General features: G+C 44.6%; 19 protein-coding genes. 9 read left to right on the plus strand and 10 right to left on the minus strand.

What is annotated here, in order from left to right:
* Positions 1-479, plus strand: a 479-nt coding sequence (locus tag A1D16_RS12060) for a DinB family protein (RefSeq protein WP_290709782.1), incomplete at its 5' end; no start/stop codon positions are given.
* Here A1D16_RS12060 and A1D16_RS12065 read toward each other — a convergent pair.
* The 4 genes from A1D16_RS12065 to A1D16_RS12080 all read right to left on the minus strand — a co-directional run bounded on the left by A1D16_RS12065 (position 480) and on the right by A1D16_RS12080 (position 3,596).
* Complete coding sequence (locus A1D16_RS12065; protein WP_290709784.1) at positions 480-1,676, minus strand: pyridoxal phosphate-dependent aminotransferase; 1,197 nt, start codon at positions 1,674-1,676, stop codon at positions 480-482.
* Between the two features lie 30 nt (positions 1,677-1,706).
* Entirely contained in the window at positions 1,707-2,618 is a 912-nt protein-coding gene (locus tag A1D16_RS12070; protein ID WP_290709787.1) for a polyphosphate kinase 2 family protein, read from the minus strand.
* 81 nt (positions 2,619-2,699) lie between these two features.
* Entirely contained in the window at positions 2,700-3,131 is a 432-nt protein-coding gene (locus tag A1D16_RS12075) for a DUF1573 domain-containing protein (RefSeq protein ID WP_290709789.1), read from the minus strand.
* 21 nt (positions 3,132-3,152) lie between these two features.
* Positions 3,153-3,596, minus strand: coding sequence for a DUF1573 domain-containing protein (locus A1D16_RS12080; RefSeq protein WP_290709791.1), 444 nt, complete (start codon positions 3,594-3,596; stop codon positions 3,153-3,155).
* Between the two features lie 102 nt (positions 3,597-3,698).
* On the opposite strand from A1D16_RS12080, the gene A1D16_RS12085 reads away from it, so the two are divergent.
* The 3 genes from A1D16_RS12085 to A1D16_RS12095 are packed head-to-tail and all read left to right on the plus strand — an operon-like array spanning position 3,699 to position 6,708.
* Positions 3,699-6,092 (plus strand): alpha-ketoacid dehydrogenase subunit alpha/beta, encoded by a 2,394-nt coding sequence (locus A1D16_RS12085; RefSeq protein ID WP_290709793.1) that lies wholly within the window; start codon positions 3,699-3,701, stop codon positions 6,090-6,092.
* A 2-nt stretch (positions 6,093-6,094) separates the two neighbouring features.
* Positions 6,095-6,280 carry a TRIC cation channel family protein gene (locus A1D16_RS12090; RefSeq protein WP_290709795.1) on the plus strand — a complete coding sequence of 62 codons (186 nt, stop codon included), beginning with the start codon at positions 6,095-6,097 and terminating at the stop codon, positions 6,278-6,280.
* Positions 6,262-6,708, plus strand: coding sequence for a TRIC cation channel family protein (locus tag A1D16_RS12095; protein WP_290709796.1), 447 nt, complete (start codon positions 6,262-6,264; stop codon positions 6,706-6,708). Before A1D16_RS12090 ends, A1D16_RS12095 begins: the two co-directional genes overlap by 19 nt.
* Before the next feature lie 25 nt (positions 6,709-6,733).
* Here A1D16_RS12095 and A1D16_RS12100 read toward each other — a convergent pair whose 3' ends face one another.
* The 3 genes from A1D16_RS12100 to A1D16_RS12110 form a co-directional block, all read right to left on the minus strand.
* A complete protein-coding gene (locus A1D16_RS12100; protein ID WP_290709798.1) occupies positions 6,734-7,600 on the minus strand; it encodes a hypothetical protein in 867 nt (288 codons plus the stop codon).
* A 120-nt stretch (positions 7,601-7,720) separates the two neighbouring features.
* On the minus strand, positions 7,721-8,443 hold the full coding sequence (locus A1D16_RS12105; RefSeq protein WP_290709800.1) for a YebC/PmpR family DNA-binding transcriptional regulator: 723 nt from the start codon (positions 8,441-8,443) through the stop codon (positions 7,721-7,723).
* Between the two features lie 186 nt (positions 8,444-8,629).
* Positions 8,630-10,174, minus strand: coding sequence for an amino acid permease (locus tag A1D16_RS12110; RefSeq protein WP_290709802.1), 1,545 nt, complete (start codon positions 10,172-10,174; stop codon positions 8,630-8,632).
* Between the two features lie 169 nt (positions 10,175-10,343).
* On the opposite strand from A1D16_RS12110, the gene A1D16_RS12115 reads away from it, so the two are divergent.
* The 3 genes from A1D16_RS12115 to A1D16_RS12125 are packed head-to-tail and all read left to right on the plus strand — an operon-like array spanning position 10,344 to position 13,632.
* The gene (locus tag A1D16_RS12115; protein ID WP_290709804.1) at positions 10,344-11,579 is read left to right on the plus strand and encodes a dicarboxylate/amino acid:cation symporter; all 1,236 of its coding nucleotides are present in this window, start codon (positions 10,344-10,346) and stop codon (positions 11,577-11,579) included.
* Between the two features lie 11 nt (positions 11,580-11,590).
* Positions 11,591-12,574 (plus strand): VTT domain-containing protein, encoded by a 984-nt coding sequence (locus tag A1D16_RS12120; protein ID WP_290709806.1) that lies wholly within the window; start codon positions 11,591-11,593, stop codon positions 12,572-12,574.
* Positions 12,575-12,594: 20 nt separating this feature from the next.
* Entirely contained in the window at positions 12,595-13,632 is a 1,038-nt protein-coding gene (locus tag A1D16_RS12125) for a glycosyltransferase family 9 protein (protein ID WP_290709808.1), read from the plus strand.
* 31 nt (positions 13,633-13,663) lie between these two features.
* Here the strand turns inward: A1D16_RS12125 and A1D16_RS12130 are convergent, their stop codons facing one another.
* The 3 genes from A1D16_RS12130 to A1D16_RS12140 all read right to left on the minus strand — a co-directional run bounded on the left by A1D16_RS12130 (position 13,664) and on the right by A1D16_RS12140 (position 16,019).
* Entirely contained in the window at positions 13,664-14,239 is a 576-nt protein-coding gene (locus A1D16_RS12130) for a hypothetical protein (RefSeq protein WP_290709810.1), read from the minus strand.
* A gap of 232 nt (positions 14,240-14,471) precedes the next feature.
* A complete protein-coding gene (gene mdh, locus A1D16_RS12135) occupies positions 14,472-15,401 on the minus strand; it encodes a malate dehydrogenase (RefSeq protein WP_290709812.1) in 930 nt (309 codons plus the stop codon).
* A 66-nt stretch (positions 15,402-15,467) separates the two neighbouring features.
* The gene (locus A1D16_RS12140) at positions 15,468-16,019 is read right to left on the minus strand and encodes a TlpA disulfide reductase family protein (protein ID WP_290709814.1); all 552 of its coding nucleotides are present in this window, start codon (positions 16,017-16,019) and stop codon (positions 15,468-15,470) included.
* Positions 16,020-16,152: 133 nt separating this feature from the next.
* Between A1D16_RS12140 and A1D16_RS12145 the strand changes: the two genes are divergently transcribed.
* Both A1D16_RS12145 and A1D16_RS12150 read left to right on the plus strand, forming a co-directional pair.
* Positions 16,153-16,518 carry a BlaI/MecI/CopY family transcriptional regulator gene (locus A1D16_RS12145; RefSeq protein ID WP_290709816.1) on the plus strand — a complete coding sequence of 122 codons (366 nt, stop codon included), beginning with the start codon at positions 16,153-16,155 and terminating at the stop codon, positions 16,516-16,518.
* 4 nt (positions 16,519-16,522) lie between these two features.
* The coding region (locus tag A1D16_RS12150; protein ID WP_290709818.1) for a M56 family metallopeptidase at positions 16,523-17,654 on the plus strand (1,132 nt) is incomplete at its 3' end.

Consider the following 17,654-nt stretch of genomic DNA (forward strand, 5'->3'; position numbering starts at 1 on the left):
GTTTTACACAGGCCCAGCAATCCATTGATCAGATCGTGAAGGACTGGGAGCGTGCGAAAGCCTATACCAAAGAATACCTCGATGCTATGCCTGCGGCGGCTTATGCATCCAAGCCCACGCCAGAAATGCGGTCTTTTGCAGACCAGATGCTGCACTTGTCCGATGCTAATTACATGCTTATTGCCCAGATTAGCGGTGTTGCCAGCCCGATAGGAGAAGTTAGCCTGGAAAAACAAAGCGATAAATCAAAGGAAAATGTGACCAGGCTTGTATTGGCCGGTTATGATTTTGTGATTGATAATATTCGCAAAATGACTCCCGAGCAACTGAAAGCATCTACCAAACTGTTCAATAGCTTTGATATGACCAAGGAAGTAGCGCTTTCAAAAGCATTTGAACACCAAACCCACCACCGGGGACAAACTACCGCCTATATACGTATGGCCGGGGCTACGCCTCCACAGGAAAAATTGTTTTGATTAAATCGTTCGGCCAGGATACTCCCGGATTGCCTGTTCCAGGCAATCCATGGCCGCATTTATAGCAGTTGTATTCAAAACATAGGCCAATCGAACTTCGTTTTTTCCTAAGCCGGGTGTTCCATAAAAGCCGGTTGCAGGCGCAAGCATTACCGTTTGGTTTTGGTAAGAAAAGCTTTCAAGCAGCCATTGACAGAATTGATCAGCATCGTCAATGGGTAAGCGGGCAATTGCATAAAATGCCCCACCCGGGTTGGGACAAAACACGCCTGGCATTGCATTTAAGCGGCTTACCAGAATATCTCTTCTTTTCAGGTATTCGGCCTTGGGTTCATCAAAATAACTATCCGGAAGGTCGATGGCTGCCTCGGAGGCAATCTGGCCAAATCCCGGTGGACTTAACCGGGCCTGGGCAAATTTCGTAGCAGTATCCAGCACTTGCTGGTTTCTTGTTACGAATGCACCAATTCTTGCACCGCAGGCACTGTATCTTTTGGATACGGTATCCATTAAAATAACATGCTCATCCACACCTTCCAGTTGCAGGGCGCTGAAATGCCTGCCTGTATAACAGAACTCCCGGTAGGCTTCGTCAGAAAAAAGGAAGAGCTGGTGTTTGAGTAGGATCGATTTTAATACATCCAGTTCCTCCCTGCTGTATAAATAGCCGGTTGGGTTATTGGGATTACAGATAACGATGGCACGGGTACGGGGAGTAATTGCTTGTTCAAACGCATCCATAGAAGGCAATGCAAAGCCGGTTTCTATGCTGGCAGTTATAGGTTTTACAGTTACACCGGCAGCTACGGCAAAGCCATTGTAATTGGCGTAAAATGGTTCGGGTATGATTACTTCATCACCGGCGTCCAGGCAGGCTAAAAATCCAAATTGAATAGCTTCCGAACCCCCGGTTGTTACAATGATCTGGTTATGATTTACGTTCACCCCTACTTTCGCATAGTAGTCAACCAGTTTCCGCCGGTAGGATTCATTGCCTGCACTATGGCTGTATTCCAATACTTTGATAGATGCGTTTTTTACGGCATCAAACATGATGGAAGGCGTTTCAATATCAGGTTGCCCGATATTGAGATGGTAGACTTTTGTTCCTTTTTTTTTGGCAGCTTCGGCAAATGGAACCAGTTTCCGGATGGGGGAAGCGGGCATTGCCTGACCTCTTTGGCTGATCTGTAACATATTACAAAGATATAAGCAAGGGGCTGAATTTTATTCCCCGTTCTCTTCCTTCATTAATTTTTCCCGCATAGCCTGCAGATCATTCCGTTGTTTTTCGTCGAGCTCGGGGTAGGTAGGATCCAGTTTATTAAACTCACTGGCTATTATAGCGGCCATGCAAAGCCGGGTAAACCATTTGTCGTCGGCGGGCAATACAAACCAGGGTGCCTGTTCTTTTGATGTGGCAGATAACATTTCTTCATAGGCTTCCATGTACTTGCTCCAATACGCCCGCTCGTTTACATCAGCGCTGGAAAATTTCCAATTCTTGGTAGGATTATCAATCCGTTCCAGGAAACGTTTTTTTTGTTCTTTTTTCGATACATGCAGGAAAAATTTTAAGACAATGGTTCCGTTTTGGGTAATGTTTTTTTCAAACCGATTGATTTGTTTGAAGCGCTTTTCCCAAAAAGAGGGGGTAATATCTTCTATCTTTTCAATGCCTGGAATATTTTCTGCCAGGATATACTCAGGGTGTACTCTTGTTACCAGTACATTTTCATAATGTGAGCGATTGAATATACCAATTTCACCCCTGCCTGGCAGTACTTTAGCGTGGCGCCAGATATAATCGTGGTCGAGTTCTTCTTTACTCGGTGTTTTAAAACTGTGCACATTAACGCCTTGTGGATTTAATCCGCTCATTACATGTTTGATAGCGCCGTCCTTACCTGCAGCATCCATTGCCTGCAATACAATTAGTATACTATGCCTGTTGTGGGCATAGAGCTTATCCTGCATGGTAGCAAGATTCTGGATGCCTTCCTGCAACAAAAGCTCGCCTTCTTCCTTGGTCATGGCTTTGTGATCGTAATCGGTTAGGAAGTCTTTTTTTAACGAAATTTTTTGCTTTGGTTGTACCCGTAAGCTGTTAAGATAGGCCTGGAATTCCGGACTGTTCATGGCGCTGTTTTTAGAATGGTAATATAGGTAAATAAAAAATCCCCGCCTGTTAGGCGGGGATTAAATATGTATGCGGGAAATTTATTTACTACTTTTTTTGTCTTTGCTGGTTTCATACTTGGCGTAGTCTTCAGCTGACAGTACTTCGCCTGTAATTCTCAGTTCCATCGGCTGGTCAACACCTGCTACTTTTACAAAAACGGTTTTGTCAAACGGACCAGGTGCGGCTGCATTAAAACCGGCTTTGATTTTATTGGCTTTACCCTGCGCAATAGGTTGCTGTGGCCAGGTTGGGGTAGTACATCCGCAACTGGCGGTAGCACTTTCAATTACCACCGGTTTGCCACTTACATTCGTAAATTCAAAATCATAGGTAACAGGAGAGCCTTGTTTGATCTTTCCAAAATTGTGTTTAACAACCTGGAATTTTACCAGTTCATCTGCTTTTTTTGCCTGTGCAAAAAGAACGGTACCAATGACAACTGCAAATAGGGTAAGCGCGAATTTTTTCATAATTATAGATTTATAAACTGTTTAATTGGATTGCTTTAATAATTGAACCGAACTGTTGGGGGGCAGGGTAGGTGTCGGTTTTTCTACCATACCTTTAACATAGATGGTTTTTGTTTTACCACCGTTGTATATAATGGTGACAGATTTTTCAAAAGGACCTTCCACCGCTGCATTATAACCAACAGTGATGGAGCCCGATTGGCAAGGTCCGATCGGTGCTGGCGACCAAACCGGGGTGGTACAACCGCAGGATGCTGCTACATTTTCCAGTTTTATAGGTTCGGAACCAGTATTCTGAAAACTGAATGCATAAGTAACCGGCCGGCCTTTGCGGATGGCTCCAAAATCATGGCTTTCTTTGATTTGAAGCAGCTCCTGCGGGGCATCTGCCCGCACCTGTGCCTTGCTGGTAAAGGCTGCGGCCAGCAGGAGCATTCCCCCGAAAACGATTTTCTTATAATTCATACGCTTTAAACGTCAAACAAATATAGCTATTGTGGTGGATTTTTCCCCGGCCGGTGAAAACTAACGGTTGTTCGCATTGATGATTTCCTTTAGATTTGCCGGATGGAAAATCTGCTTGAAAACGATCTGTTAGCGGCGGAGAAACTTAGTTTCGACCGTTTTCGCGAAGAAGTACTCAGTGATTACCGTTTGGCCTGTGAAAGCCGGGAAGCCAGTTTACTGGGCAGAAAAGAAGTTTTAACAGGTAAGGCCAAATTTGGCATTTTCGGCGATGGAAAGGAAGTTGCGCAGATTGCAGCTGCCAAATTCTTCCGACCAGGGGATTACAGGGCGGGTTATTACAGAGATCAGACATTTGTTTTTGCAAGCAAACAGGCCAGTATTGAACAGTTTTTTGCCCAATTATATGCCAATCCAGACGTAAACCAGGACCCGTTCAGCGCCGGCCGTCAAATGAATTCGCATTTTGCCACCCCCAATACGGACGCCGACGGTAACTGGTTGCCCCTGGCCCGGCAGAAAAATATAACCAGTGATATGGCACCCACTGCCTCTCAGATGCCGCGGGCGGTGGGTTTGGCATTTGCCTCTAAGTTGTTTAGAAAAGTTGATGCACTGAAGGCCTTCCCCGAATTATCGCAGAATGGAAATGAGGTTTGTTTCTGTACCATCGGAGACGCGTCTACGTCTGAAGGGCATTTTTGGGAAGCCGTTAATGCTGCTGGCGTTATGCAAATCCCCTTGGCCATATTCGTGTGGGATGATGGGTATGGTATTTCTGTTCCCAAACAATTGCAAACTACCAAAGGGTCTATTTCGGAAGTGCTTAAAGGTTTTCAGCAACGAGAAGGAACCAATGGAATTGATATTTACAAATTAAAAGGATGGGATTATGCCAGCATGGTAGAATTACTGGAGCCCGCCATCCAGAAGATCAGGGATACCCATATTCCCGCGGTTTTTCACATCGAAGAAATTACTCAGCCCCAGGGGCATTCCACTTCGGGTAGTCATGAACGGTATAAAAGCCCCGAACGCCTGGAATGGGAAAGAAATTATGACTGTATAAAAAAGTTCAAAGAGTGGATCCTCGAAAATGCACTCTGTAGCGAAGAAGAATTAGCAGATATAGAACTTGCAGCTAAGGAATTTGTACGCGATAGCAAAAATACCGCCTGGAAAATATACCAGGAGCCAATCCGCGCCCAGGTTGCCCGTGTAATAGAGCTGGCTTCCAGTGCCGCCCAGCAAATGCCGGAAAAAGCCGCTGCTATTCAGGCTCAAATCGATAAACTTCGGGCTGAAAAGGAACCCAACAGGAGAGATGTAATGAATGGGTTGCATAAAATAATTCAGCAAACCGGTAAACACGACAGCGGCTTTTGGCTGCGCGATTATTACCAGGAACTAAAAAAAGAAAACCGGGCGTTGTATAATACCCATCTGTATAATGAAGGGCCGAAATCGGCCCTCGCAGTGCAGGGGACTACTTTACAATATGCAACTGATGCACCCAATGCCAACGGTTATGAAATTCTGAATAAATATTTTGACCAGCTCTTTGCAAGCAACCCGAAAGTAATTGCCTTTGGAGAAGATGTAGGTTATATCGGGGATGTAAACCAGGGGTTTGCCGGTTTACAGGCAAAATATGGTGCAGACCGCATTTCGGATACCGGCATCCGTGAGTTAACTATCATGGGGCAGGGGATCGGTGCTGCTTTCAGGGGATTAAGGCCCATAGCAGAAATTCAATACCTGGATTACCTGTTGTATGGTCTTCAACCCTTAAGTGATGATGTTGCTACCACCCATTACCGAACATTCGGAAAGCAAAGCTGTCCGCTTATAGTACGTACCCGCGGCCATCGGCTGGAAGGTATCTGGCACAGCGGATCGCCCATGGGAATGATCATCAATTCCCTGCGCGGTATGTATGTTTGCGTGCCCAGGAATATGGTACAGGCGGTTGGCATGTACAATACACTATTGGAAGGAAATGATCCGGCAATTGTAATTGAATGCCTGAATGGCTATCGGTTAAAAGAAAAATTGCCGCAGGAGCTGTTGAAGTACAGGGTGCCGCTTGGTATGCCCGAGCTGTTACGTAAAGGAACGGATATAACCCTGGTTTCCTATGGTTCCACCCTCCGCATTGTGCAGGAAGCGGCGAGTCAACTGGCGAATTTTGGAATTGATGCGGAAGTAATAGATGTACAAACCCTTCTTCCTTTTGATCTGAATCACACCATTCTTGCGTCGCTAAAAAAAACCAGCCGTATACTATTCATTGATGAAGATGTGCCCGGGGGAGCGGCCGCTTATATGTTTAATAAAGTGATGGAGGAACAAGGAGGATACCGTTGGCTGGATATTGCTCCAAGAACGCTTTGTGCGCAACCGCATCGCCCGGCTTACGCCAGTGATGGGGACTATTTCAGCAAACCCAACCTGGAAGATATAATAGACCTGGTGAAAGAAATGATGGCTGAATAAAAATGGAACTAAATTTCCTATCTGCAATTGATCTGCTGGGTACATTCAGTTTTGCTGTATCCGGCGCTTTTGCTGCTATGGAAAAGAAACTTGATCCTTTTGGCGTAATCATTCTGGCATTTATTCCCTCCATTGGAGGCGGTTCCATTCGCGATATATTAATCGGAGATTGCCGGTTGCCTGGCTGAGTAATAATAGTACCATCGGCGTTATTTTATTTGCTGCATTTTCAGCATTACTGTTTGCCAGTAAACTGAAAAAACTGGAAAGAGTTCTAACAGTTTTTGATGCACTCGGTTTAGGCCTTTTTACGATGGTTGGCATAGAAAAAGGATTGATGTGGGGGTATCCTCCCGGCATCTGTATTTCATTGGGTGTTATAACGGGTTGTTTCGGTGGTGTTATCAGGGATGTGGTGCTTAATAATCTGCCTTACCTGTTCAGGAAGGAAATTTATGCATCCGCTGCTATCGTTGGAGGTGTCGTGTTTTTTTTATTAAAGCAAACCAGGCTTTCCATTGAACTAATCAATATACTGTGCATTCTGCTGATTTTTGTTATTCGTATGATGTCACTGCTATTTAGGTGGAAACTGCCCTCACCAAGGGCGCAATAAAACGGACAGTTTCCACCATTCGGGCTCACTTGTCTGTATACAGTACCAATTTCCATATATCACTTCTTACCAGTGCGCGGGTTTGATCGATTTGTCCGCTCAAGCGGATAAAATCAATATTGTTCGGGATGTTATTAAATGCCTCCTCGTATTTGGGATCGATAATGGAATGTGGGTTGTCAAAAAAATTAGCTGTTACAAAATCATATTCTGATTGCAGGGCAAAAGGCAGGAATTTTTCATACAATGCCCAGTCCGTTAAGGCACCGATTTTAATTCTTTCCTGGTGGATCGGATAAAAGACCTGCGCCTCCATTTTTACATATTCGTCTCGCTTGCCGGGAAGCGGCTTCATGTAGTCTACCTGAACATATTTCGATACCGGTGTTTTGGGATCGAGTCCGGCCCTGTAAATAAATATCTCTTTTTTTACCGGTACCCGGTATTCCTGCAGTTGTGATGCGATCTGTTCAAATGCGGGATCTTTTGGTCCTTTTATTTTTGCATAATACTCTTTCAGGGAAAGCGAATTGTCGATCATATCACTAAAGCCGGTGGTCACTTTTACGCCTACAAAATCGTAGCTGCCGGTAGTTACGGGAGAAAGCACTACTTCGTAAAAATACCAGCCAAGGATTTTATTATCCCGCACCATGGCCTGGTGAATGCGCTGGCCGTAATTTTTTACCAGGTTTAAATATGCATCCGTTTTTCCCTGGTTTACCTTGTACATAGTAACTTCCAGGTAAATAGGAATTTTGGGCGACTGAGCCAGTAAAAATGCGGGTAAAAGCAGGAATAAGATAAAAACGGGCAGTGTGAATTGTTTACTGCGAGGGCACTGGCCAGCTCTTTTCAGACCAGCTGCTGAAGGTTGATTGAATGCTTCCATATACAAAGATTAAGGGTGATGAAATCTTGGAATATGGTGCGGAAAATAGGGGCGGAGAGGGGCGGATTTATACCAGTAAGGTACACTTATTAAAGCGCATAACCACAAAAAAACCTGGCATTAAGCCAGGTTGTGAAATACTTTTTGAACATCGTCGTCCTGTTCCAGTTTGTCGACCAGTTTCAGTACTTCCTGCGCCTGGTCTTCACTGAGCTCCACGGTATTCTGCGGAATCCATTCCACTTCGGCACTAATCGTGGTCATGTTCCTTTCTTCCAGGGCTTTTTGCATATTCCCAAAATCGGTAAAACCACAGCGCACAACCAGCACTTCTTCGCCATTTTCGCCGGTGCCTTCTCCCAATTCCTCCAAACCAAAATCAATCAACTCCAGTTCCATTTCTTCCGGGTTTAAGCCTTCGGGCTTCAATTTGAATACCCCCATTTTTTTAAACTGGAAACTAACGCTGCCACTGTTTCCCAGGGTGCCGTTACCTTTATTGAAAACTGCTTTAACATTAGCTACGGTACGTACATGGTTATCGGTAGCAGTTTCCACCAGTACCGCAACACCATGCGGGGCATACCCTTCATATAGGATTTCCTCATAGTTTTCCATGTCTTTACCCTGGGCCCTTTTAATAGCTGCTTCTACCCGGTCTTTGGGCATGTTTACAGATTTGGCATTCTGCATACAGCGCCGAAGGGCAGGGTTGGTATGGGGGTCGGGGCCGCCGGCTTTAACGGCAATGGCAATTTCCTTACCGATACGGGTAAACTGTTTTGCCATGCGATCCCAACGGGCAAACATGGTAGCTTTACGAACTTCAAATATGCGACCCATAGTATTCTGTTAATGGTTTGTATTGACTGATTATTCGGGGGGCAAAGGTACAATAAAGAAAAATTTCAAGGGGAAACTATTCAAAAAAAGAGGCTGTTTTCTCCCAGGAAAACAGCCTCTTTTTTTAATAATCCCTTACCGGTTTGAGGCATTGCTGCCTGGTTATCGGCTTAGTGGAAATGATCATTATCCTTCAAAATCAGATTTTTTGGGAAGAATTTCGCCGGGTGTATGCCCGGTAGCATTCAGTTTGGAGTATTTTTTTCCGTAGAGGAAATATACCACCAGGCCCAGGACCATCCAAAGCATGGCTACTTTGAGAGTTTGTGCATCCAGGGCAAAGATCATGGCACTGCAAATCAGCACTCCCATAATCGGAACAAAAGGTACCCATGGGGTGCGGAAGGGGCGTTTGGTCGCAGGGTCACTTCTGCGCATCAGCCAAACACCTGCACTTACCAGTACAAACGCAAACAAGGTACCAAAACTGGTTAAGTCACCTGCTACATGGCCGGGCACAAAAGCAGCAAACAGCCCTACGAATACGAACAGGATCCAGTTGGCCTTATAGGGGGTTTTGAATTTTGGGTGCAGATCGCCAAATGCTTTTGGAATAAGCCCATCATTACTCATGGTATAAAAAATACGGCTTTGTCCCATTAACATTACCAGTATAACAGAAGAAAAGCCGGCAAGGATAGCCACCGTTACAGCGGTAGATAACCATTCATACCCGTGCATATATTCAGAAATGGCATAGGCTACTGAAGCTTCGCGTCCTTTAACAGGGTCCACAAAATCGGTCCAGGGAGCTACGCCGGTTAATACATGGCCAAATAAAATATAAAGTATGGTACATACGGCCAGCGAACCTAATATTCCGATTGGCATATCACGGGCCGGATTTTTGGCTTCCTGGGCTGCCGTGCTTACCGCATCAAAGCCAATAAAGGCAAAGAAAACGATGGCGGCACCGCCAAGCACCCCTCCCCATCCGTGTTTGAATACTCCGGAATAGTCCGCAATTACTTTACCGGCCTGATCCGTAAATGCCGGTGTTCCTTCCGGAATCAGGTAAGGTGTATGGTTTGCAGGGTTGATGAACTGCCAGCCAACAGCTATAAAAATCAGTACAATAGCCACTTTGATAAATACGATGATGGCGTTTACCATGGCTGATTCCTGGGTTCCTTTGATCAGTAACAAGGTCAGCAATAATAAAATGATCAAGGCAGGTGCATTCAGAATTCCCTGGTGAAGTACACCGCTTGCGTCGGTATAACTTTCAAAGGGCGAATGCGACCATTCGTAGGGAATTTGCCCTCCCAGCAACTTGTTTAAATATTCACTCCAGGCAATAGAAACCGTAGCAGCACCCAATGCATATTCCATAATCAATGCCCAGCCAATAATCCAGGCAATCAACTCGCCCATGGTAACATACGAATACGCATACGCACTACCGGCAATCGGGATCATGGCAGCAAATTCTGCATAACATAATCCTGCAAAGGCGCAACCAACTGCCGCAACAATAAAGGAAATAGTTACACCCGGACCCGCTGCCTGCCCGGCTGCAGCAGCAGTTCGTACAAACAAACCGGCGCCAATAATGGCGCCTATTCCAAGTGCTACCAGGTTGGTAGCTCCCAATGTTCGTTTTAGTCCTTTTTCAGAATCAGCAGCCGTCGCCAACAAGGAGGACAGGGATTTTTTCCTGAATAAACTCATATCAGTTTTAATTGTGTTTTGTTAAGCTGTTTAGTCGGCCGTAAAATAAATAATTATTTAATTCGCCGCCGCTAAACTTTGTATGGATGCGGATTTCCGCCGATTATTTTGGTAGCCTCAGGAATTTTTCGAATTTTCGGCCTTCCTTTCAAAAGCTTAAGCACCTAAAATGACGAAAAAGAACAGGTTAACCCTCTACATTCTGCTGGCGATGGTATTGGGTATCGTAGTTGGTTACATCGTACACAAGAATGCTGACCCTGCTTTTATTGCTTCTTTTTCTGACAAGATAAAACTTCTTACTACTATTTTCCTGCGGCTGGTGCAGATGATTATTGCACCGCTGGTATTCTCTACCCTTGTAGTGGGAATTGCCAAGCTCGGAGATCTAAAGACCGTTGGGCGCGTTGGCGGAAAAGCTTTATTGTGGTTTATAACCGCTTCCCTTGCCAGTTTATTGATCGGTATGCTGCTGGTGAATTTTTTCCAGCCCGGTGCAGTTATCAATTTGAGCAATGCCGATACCAGCAATGCGGCAGATCTTATTGGCAAAACAAAAGTGTTTTCCTTGCAGAATTTCGTTGAACATGTTTTTCCAAAAAGCGTCATCGAAGCAATGGCCACCAATGAAATACTGCAGTTGGTGGTATTTAGTATTTTCTTCGGAGTGGCGGCTACCGCAATGGGAGATTATGCCAAACCAGTTATAAAGGCACTTGATGGAGTTGCCCATATTATTCTGAAAATGGTGGGTTATGTAATGGCTTTTGCGCCGCTGGGGGTATTTGGTGCATTGGCGGCTGTAATTGCCACCAATGGGCTGGGGATTTTTAGTTTTTACGGCCTTTATATGTTGTATTTCCTGATTGGTATTGCTGTACTATGGATGCTGCTGTTACTGGTTGGGTATATGATTTTAGGAAACCGGATTCCCGAACTTTTGAAACGTATTGCGCAGCCCCTGCTGATTGCTTTCAGTACCACGTCCAGCGAAGCCGTTTTTCCGAAATTGACCGAAGAACTGGAACGGTTTGGTTGTAAGAATAAAATCGTTTCTTTTATTCTGCCATTGGGTTATAGTTTTAACCTGGATGGTAGTATGATGTACATGACCTTTGCCAGTTTGGCTATTGCCCAGGCTTATGGAATCCATCTTGATTTGGGCACCCAGTTAACGATGTTACTGGTGCTGATGTTAACCAGTAAAGGAATTGCGGGCGTTCCCCGGGCATCGTTGGTAGTAGTTACCGCTACCTGTGCTATGTTCGGAATTCCGGCTGAAGGGATTGCCTTAATTTTGCCAATCGATCATTTTTGTGATATGTTTCGCAGTATGACCAATGTACTGGGTAATGCATTGGCCACTTCAGCCGTTAGTAAGTGGGAAGGTGAATTAGAGCGTTAAAGATTGAAATAATGAAAAAGAAGATGAAGGTTTCGTTTCTCCTGGTGATTTTATTGTGTTCGGGATGGTCTGTATTGGCACAGCAGGAACTAAAAGTTAGAGTGCTGAACCAATATGAATCATCTGTTGGACAATTTACACTGATTCAGGGCCAGGAATCCAAAGAGTTTGTAGCGGATAAAGAAGGGCATGTACTGCTTCCCCTTGATTCCTTACAGGAAGTACTGATTACGGCTCCTATGTACGATACCTTGCGGTTCTCCTATGCCGGACTAAGCGCCGATAAAACGGTGGTAATGGAAAAATCCTTTGAATGGAAGGATCTGCTCAATCCGATGTTTTATATAGTTATGGGAGGTTTATGGATTATCCTGCTGATTGTATTCGCAGAAACAGGGTTGTTTGCCGGCTTCTTTCTACCGGGCGACAGCCTGCTTTTTGTAGCAGGGATCTACAGCACGAACCTGATTAATGAACTATTCAAATCCTTCGGCCTTGTATTGGAGCGTAGTGAATGGATTGACCTGATTTTATTGGTCACCCTTATTTCTATTGCAGGTGTTATTGGAAATACCGTGGGCTATTGGTTTGGCCGGAAAATTGGCCCGACCATGTTCCGCTGGAAAGACAATTTCTTTTTCAAAAAACATTACCTGGAACAAGCGCATGAGTTCTATGATAAACACGGGGGTGGGGCAATTGTATTTGCACGGTTCCTGCCTATCGTTCGTACGTTTGCACCGATTATTGCCGGTATTGTGGGAATGGATAAAAAGAAATTCGCCTTTTACAATATCGCAGGTTGTATTGCCTGGGTGTTCAGTATGATTTTTGCCGGCCATTTTCTTCAGAAATGGGTGAAAGCTCAATTTGGTTTTGATCTGAAAGACCACCTCGAAGTAATCATCATTATTATCGTACTGGTAACTACTGCACCTGTATTGATTAAATTGGTGAGTGGCGGGAAGAAGAGGAAGGAGAAGGGGGAAGGGTGAAAGGAGAAGGGGAAAAGGGTATGAAAATATTAATTATACGTTTTTCGTCGATTGGCGATATTGTACTGACCACACCGGTCATTCGCTGCCTGAAAAAACAGGTGGCTGGCGTAACGCTTCATTTTCTCACGAAAAAAAGCTTTGCCCCCGTACTTAGCGCCAATCCTTACATAGATCGCCTGCATTTGCTGGATGATTCGTTGGATACAACAATCGCCGCGTTGAAAGAAGAAGGGTTCGACCTTGTTATTGATTTACACCATAACCTGCGTACCCTTCGAATAAAAAAAGCACTCCGCAAACCATCGAAAAGTTTCAATAAACTGAATGTTCAAAAATGGCTGCTGACTGCGCTAAAGATCAACCTCCTGCCTGCTAAACACCTGGTAGATCGTTGCCTGGAAACCGTTGCTCACCTGGGCGTAAAAAATGACGGTGCCGGTTTGGACTATTTTATTCCTGAAAACGAGCTGACCAAACCGGGTGATTTACCGGCTTCACATCAACTCGGTTATATAGGACTGGTAGTAGGCGCCGCACATGCTACTAAACGCCTTCCCCTACATAAACTGAAGGAACTGGTAAAATTGCTTGAACACCCGATTGTGGTTATGGGTGGGCCCGAAGACCGCTCAACCGGGGAAGTACTGGCTGAGCTGGACCCCATTAAAATTTACAATGCCTGCGGAAAATTCAGTTTGAATGAATCGGCCGACCTGGTCCGTAAAGCCAAGCTCATAATTACCCATGATACCGGTCTGATGCATATTGCTGCGGCATTCCGTAAACCGGTCATCTCGATATGGGGCAATACGGTTCCCGCTTTTGGCATGACGCCCTATCTCAACCAGCCGGGTGCGCCTGCTGTGCAATGGAACCTTCAGGCCGCAGCACCCTTACCGGACGGAACAGCAATAATTGAAGTGAAAGGGTTGCGCTGCCGCCCCTGCTCAAAAATTGGCCATGCCGCCTGCCCGAAGAAACACTTCAGGTGCATGGAAAACATCCCACTGGATCAGGTACATAAAAAAGCGCAGCAATTACTTGCTGCGCGCTAATCATTCTATTCTAAAAAAATATAAATAACTTCTATTTCGCAAAAGCGCCGGTCCATTCGCCCGCTGCATTGAATATGTTAAACCCTACCATCGAGTCTTCACAGAAGAAAGTACGCGTCCATTCATCCTGCAGGTTGAAATAATTATAAGTATTGGTAGAGGTTTTTACAAGGTACCCTTTCCAGATTCCTTTATCATCAAAGTCAAGCACCACAAACTGGTTGGCAATAACCAGGTATCCGGTCAGTTTATTTTCTTTGTCAAAGAGGTAATACCCTTTCCAGTTTTGATTGGTTAACGGATGCAAACTGAATGTATACATCGGGTTGATGCTCTGGTTGTGCAAAGGGCTGAAATCCTTATTGAACTTAGGATTGATTAACTTGTTTTTGTCGGGGTTAATGCCTTCATTCATAGCTGGATTAATATTCCAGTTATGTTTTGGATTAATACGAAAATTCTTTTCCGGATTTATGCGCGGATTATCCACAGGGCTAATTGTTTTATTAACCTGGGGATCGCGTTGTTTGGGTAATTCCATGGGTTCCTGCGCATTAGAATTAATTCCAAACACACTAAGTGCTAGTACGAGTAAGGGCTTGATCATGCTCTTTTTGTTTGTATAGGTTACAGAAATCGGCCTTCTAGGCTTGGTAAACCGGGATATAACCCTAAGAGCTTTAAATAGGTGTTGGAGAGAGATTGTGGTACAAATCTAATCGAATAGTGCTGGGATCAAAATAGTTAGCGGTATTTTTTTTAAGAAATTAGAAAAAAATTCGATGAATGGTACAAAAGAAGCCGGATAAACCGGCTTCTTTTGTAATCATCTGATTGATTTATAATGTTTTAAGTACATCGTTCATGGAACGTACGGCGTCTGCACTTTTGTTGAACAAGGCCTGTTCTTCTTCATTCAGTCCAAATTCAACAATTTTTTCCCAACCTGTTTTTCCGATTACTACCGGAACGCCCAGGCAAATATCTGACTGGCCGTATTCACCATTGAGTTCTACACAGCAAGTGAAGAGTTTTTTCTCATCGCGTACAATACTTTCAACCAGAGCCGCTCCTGCAGCACCGGGTGCATACCAGGCAGAAGTTCCGATGAGTTTGGTAAGTGTTGCACCCCCAACCATGGTATCTTTTACAATTTGCTCCTGGTCATTTAAAGACAGGAAATTGGTAACGGAAACAGAGTTCCAGGTTGCATAGCGCATCAGCGGTATCATGGTTGTATCTCCATGTCCGCCTACCACTACGGCATTCAGGTCAGCTGGTGAACAACCGAGGCGCTGGCTGAGTTGGTATTTGAAACGGGCACTATCCAGTGTTCCTCCCATACCGATGATCCTGTTTTTGGCAATACCGGTAGCTTTGAGTGCCAGGTAGGTCATCGTATCCATTGGGTTGGAAATAATGATAAAAATTGCGTTGGGCGAATACTTCAGGATATTCTCACATACGGTGCGAACGATGCCGGCATTGGTACCAATCAATTCTTCTCTTGTCATTCCGGGTTTACGGGGAAGACCGGAAGTTACCACTACCACGTCACTGCCGGCGGTTTTACTGTAATCATTGGTAGATCCGGTAATGCGGGTGTCAAAACCTAGCAGGGTGGCGGATTGCATCATATCCTGTGCCTTTCCTTCTGCCAATCCTTCTTTAATGTCCAATAAAACCAGCTCTTCGCAGAGTTCTTTTCTGGCAATGTTGTCTGCACAGGTTGCTCCTACGGCACCGGCACCAACTACGGTAACTTTCATGGAAAATATTTATGCGGTGAAATAATAATTTGCGGGGCAAAGATAGGGCTTGCACGCAGGTTCTGCTCATTTAAACGCAGTCAGAATAATATCCGTTTTGGTATTTCCTTCAAAGACGGATAAAAGTTGCCCTTTTTTATCATACAAGGCCAGGAACGGAAGATTTTTTATCCTGAAATAGGGGGGGAGAAAATATTTTTCATCGCGGCCTATATAAATATTTTTCCATTCCTCCAGTTTATAGCTCTGGTAAAAACCTTTAAGGGCATCCATTGGCTGGTAGGTAGCCAGTATAAAATTAAACCCTTTTAACTGCTCTTTTGCTTCTTTCATCCAGTCCATCTGCTGCAGACAGTGATGGCAATCCGGGCTGAAAAACATCAGGATGGTGCCCCTGTTTTTGGGCAGTTCATCGCGCTTTATTTTTTTTCCATCCAACCCTGTAAGTTCAAAGGGAGGAAGGGTTTTAAACTTTTCATACGGGGCGGGTGTGCTTGCCGGAATTTCCTGGCCATACCCGGTTGCGGCCATATTGACCAGCAACAGTGTACCAATAAATAGTCGGAATAGATTGCTTAAACTCTGTTGTCCAAAGGGCATTGCTACCAGCTTGCTCATGCGTTGAATCCTTTAAGTTGTTCAGCCATAAAAGTACTTCGCCGATCCCTAATTATGGCATTAACTATTTTTTTTAGAATTTAATTTGGTTTTATCTACGATTATTTCGTAGATTTACGAAAACTTCGTAGATATGGATAAGTTGAGTTTACCGGAAGAGCAGGCCATGCAATCGATCTGGCAGATCGGGGAAGGGAATGTAAAGGCTTTTCTGGAAAAAATGCCTGAACCACAACCGCCTTATACCACCTTGGCCTCTACTGTCAAAAACCTGGAGAAAAAAGGATACCTGAAAAGCCGGATGATTGGGAACACCTATGTTTATCGGCCAACCATAACCGAAGAAGAATACAAGAAACGGTTTATGAAAGAGTTTATTCAGGGGTATTTTGATAATTCCTATAAAGCCATGGTAAACTTTTTTATTGAACAGGAGCAGATGAGTAAAGAGGAACTGAAAGAAATCCTGGACATGATTGAAGGGAAAAAATCAAGCTGAAAAAATGAATGATTTTATTGCATACCTCGTAAAGTTCAGTATTAGTTTATCGTTGGTAACGGTGTTTTACCAGTTTTTTCTGCGCAAACTGACCTTTTATAACTGGAACCGGTGGTACCTGGTTGTGTACCCCCTTGCCTGTTTGTTGCTGCCCCTGCTGGATATTGGGTGGTGGATGGATGCGGAAACCGGCGAACTGGCGGCTTTGAAAGAGTTACCGGCTATGGGAAACTGGAAACCCGGTGCCCATAACGCAACGAGTGAACCATTTAATTACTGGACCCTGCTTTATATAGCCTTGCTGGCTGGTTCACTGGTTATGGTAATACGATTAGTACTACAATACCTGTCCTTTGTCAGGTTATCGAAACGAGCCAAATGGCTGGCGGGCGAAGAGGTCAAACTCTATTCCGTTGAGGAGTCTATCATTCCCTTTTCCTTTGGACGTTCGGTATTTGTAAACCCTTCCTTGCATAGTGAGGAGGACTTAAAAGAAATCATTCGCCATGAGATGGTACACGTTCGGCAACATCATACCGCGGACATGATGTTGGGAGAACTGCTGCTGGTGCTGAACTGGTTCAATCCTTTTGCCTGGATGCTTCGGCATGCCATCCGGCAGAATCTGGAGTTCATTGCAGACAGGCAGGTACTTACCCATGGAATTGATCGGAAGCAATATCAATACCTGTTAGTAAAAGTGGTGGGGCAGCGCAATTTCAGCATGGCCAGCCACCTCAATTTTTCAGCCTTAAAAACAAGAATCGCCATGATGAACAAAATCAGATCGGCACGCATACAACTCGTAAAATTCGCCTTTGCTGTACCATTAGCCGCAGTGTTGCTGCTGGCTTTCCGGAAAAAAGCCGACACCCTGCAGAAAGAATTGAAGCAGGATATAGAAAAAACAAGTTATGGAAATCCTGCCTTGCGAATCCTGGATGCCGTTCCGGACAATTCAGCGCCTTCAAAACAGCCTGTATACGAAGGTTATCCGGGTTTACTTGGTAATGTACAGGACACCCTTCCCGGCAAATCAGGTACTTATTATTATGGTCCAACGGAGAAGGGATATTATTACACGGTTACTGAAAAAAACCGGATCGTCCAGGTAACGGTACTGGATAAGATAAAAG

Origin of the sequence: Flavihumibacter sp. CACIAM 22H1, assembly GCF_001601815.1 — a bacterium.
In the GTDB taxonomy this organism is placed as follows: Bacteria; Bacteroidota; Bacteroidia; order Chitinophagales; family Chitinophagaceae; genus Flavihumibacter.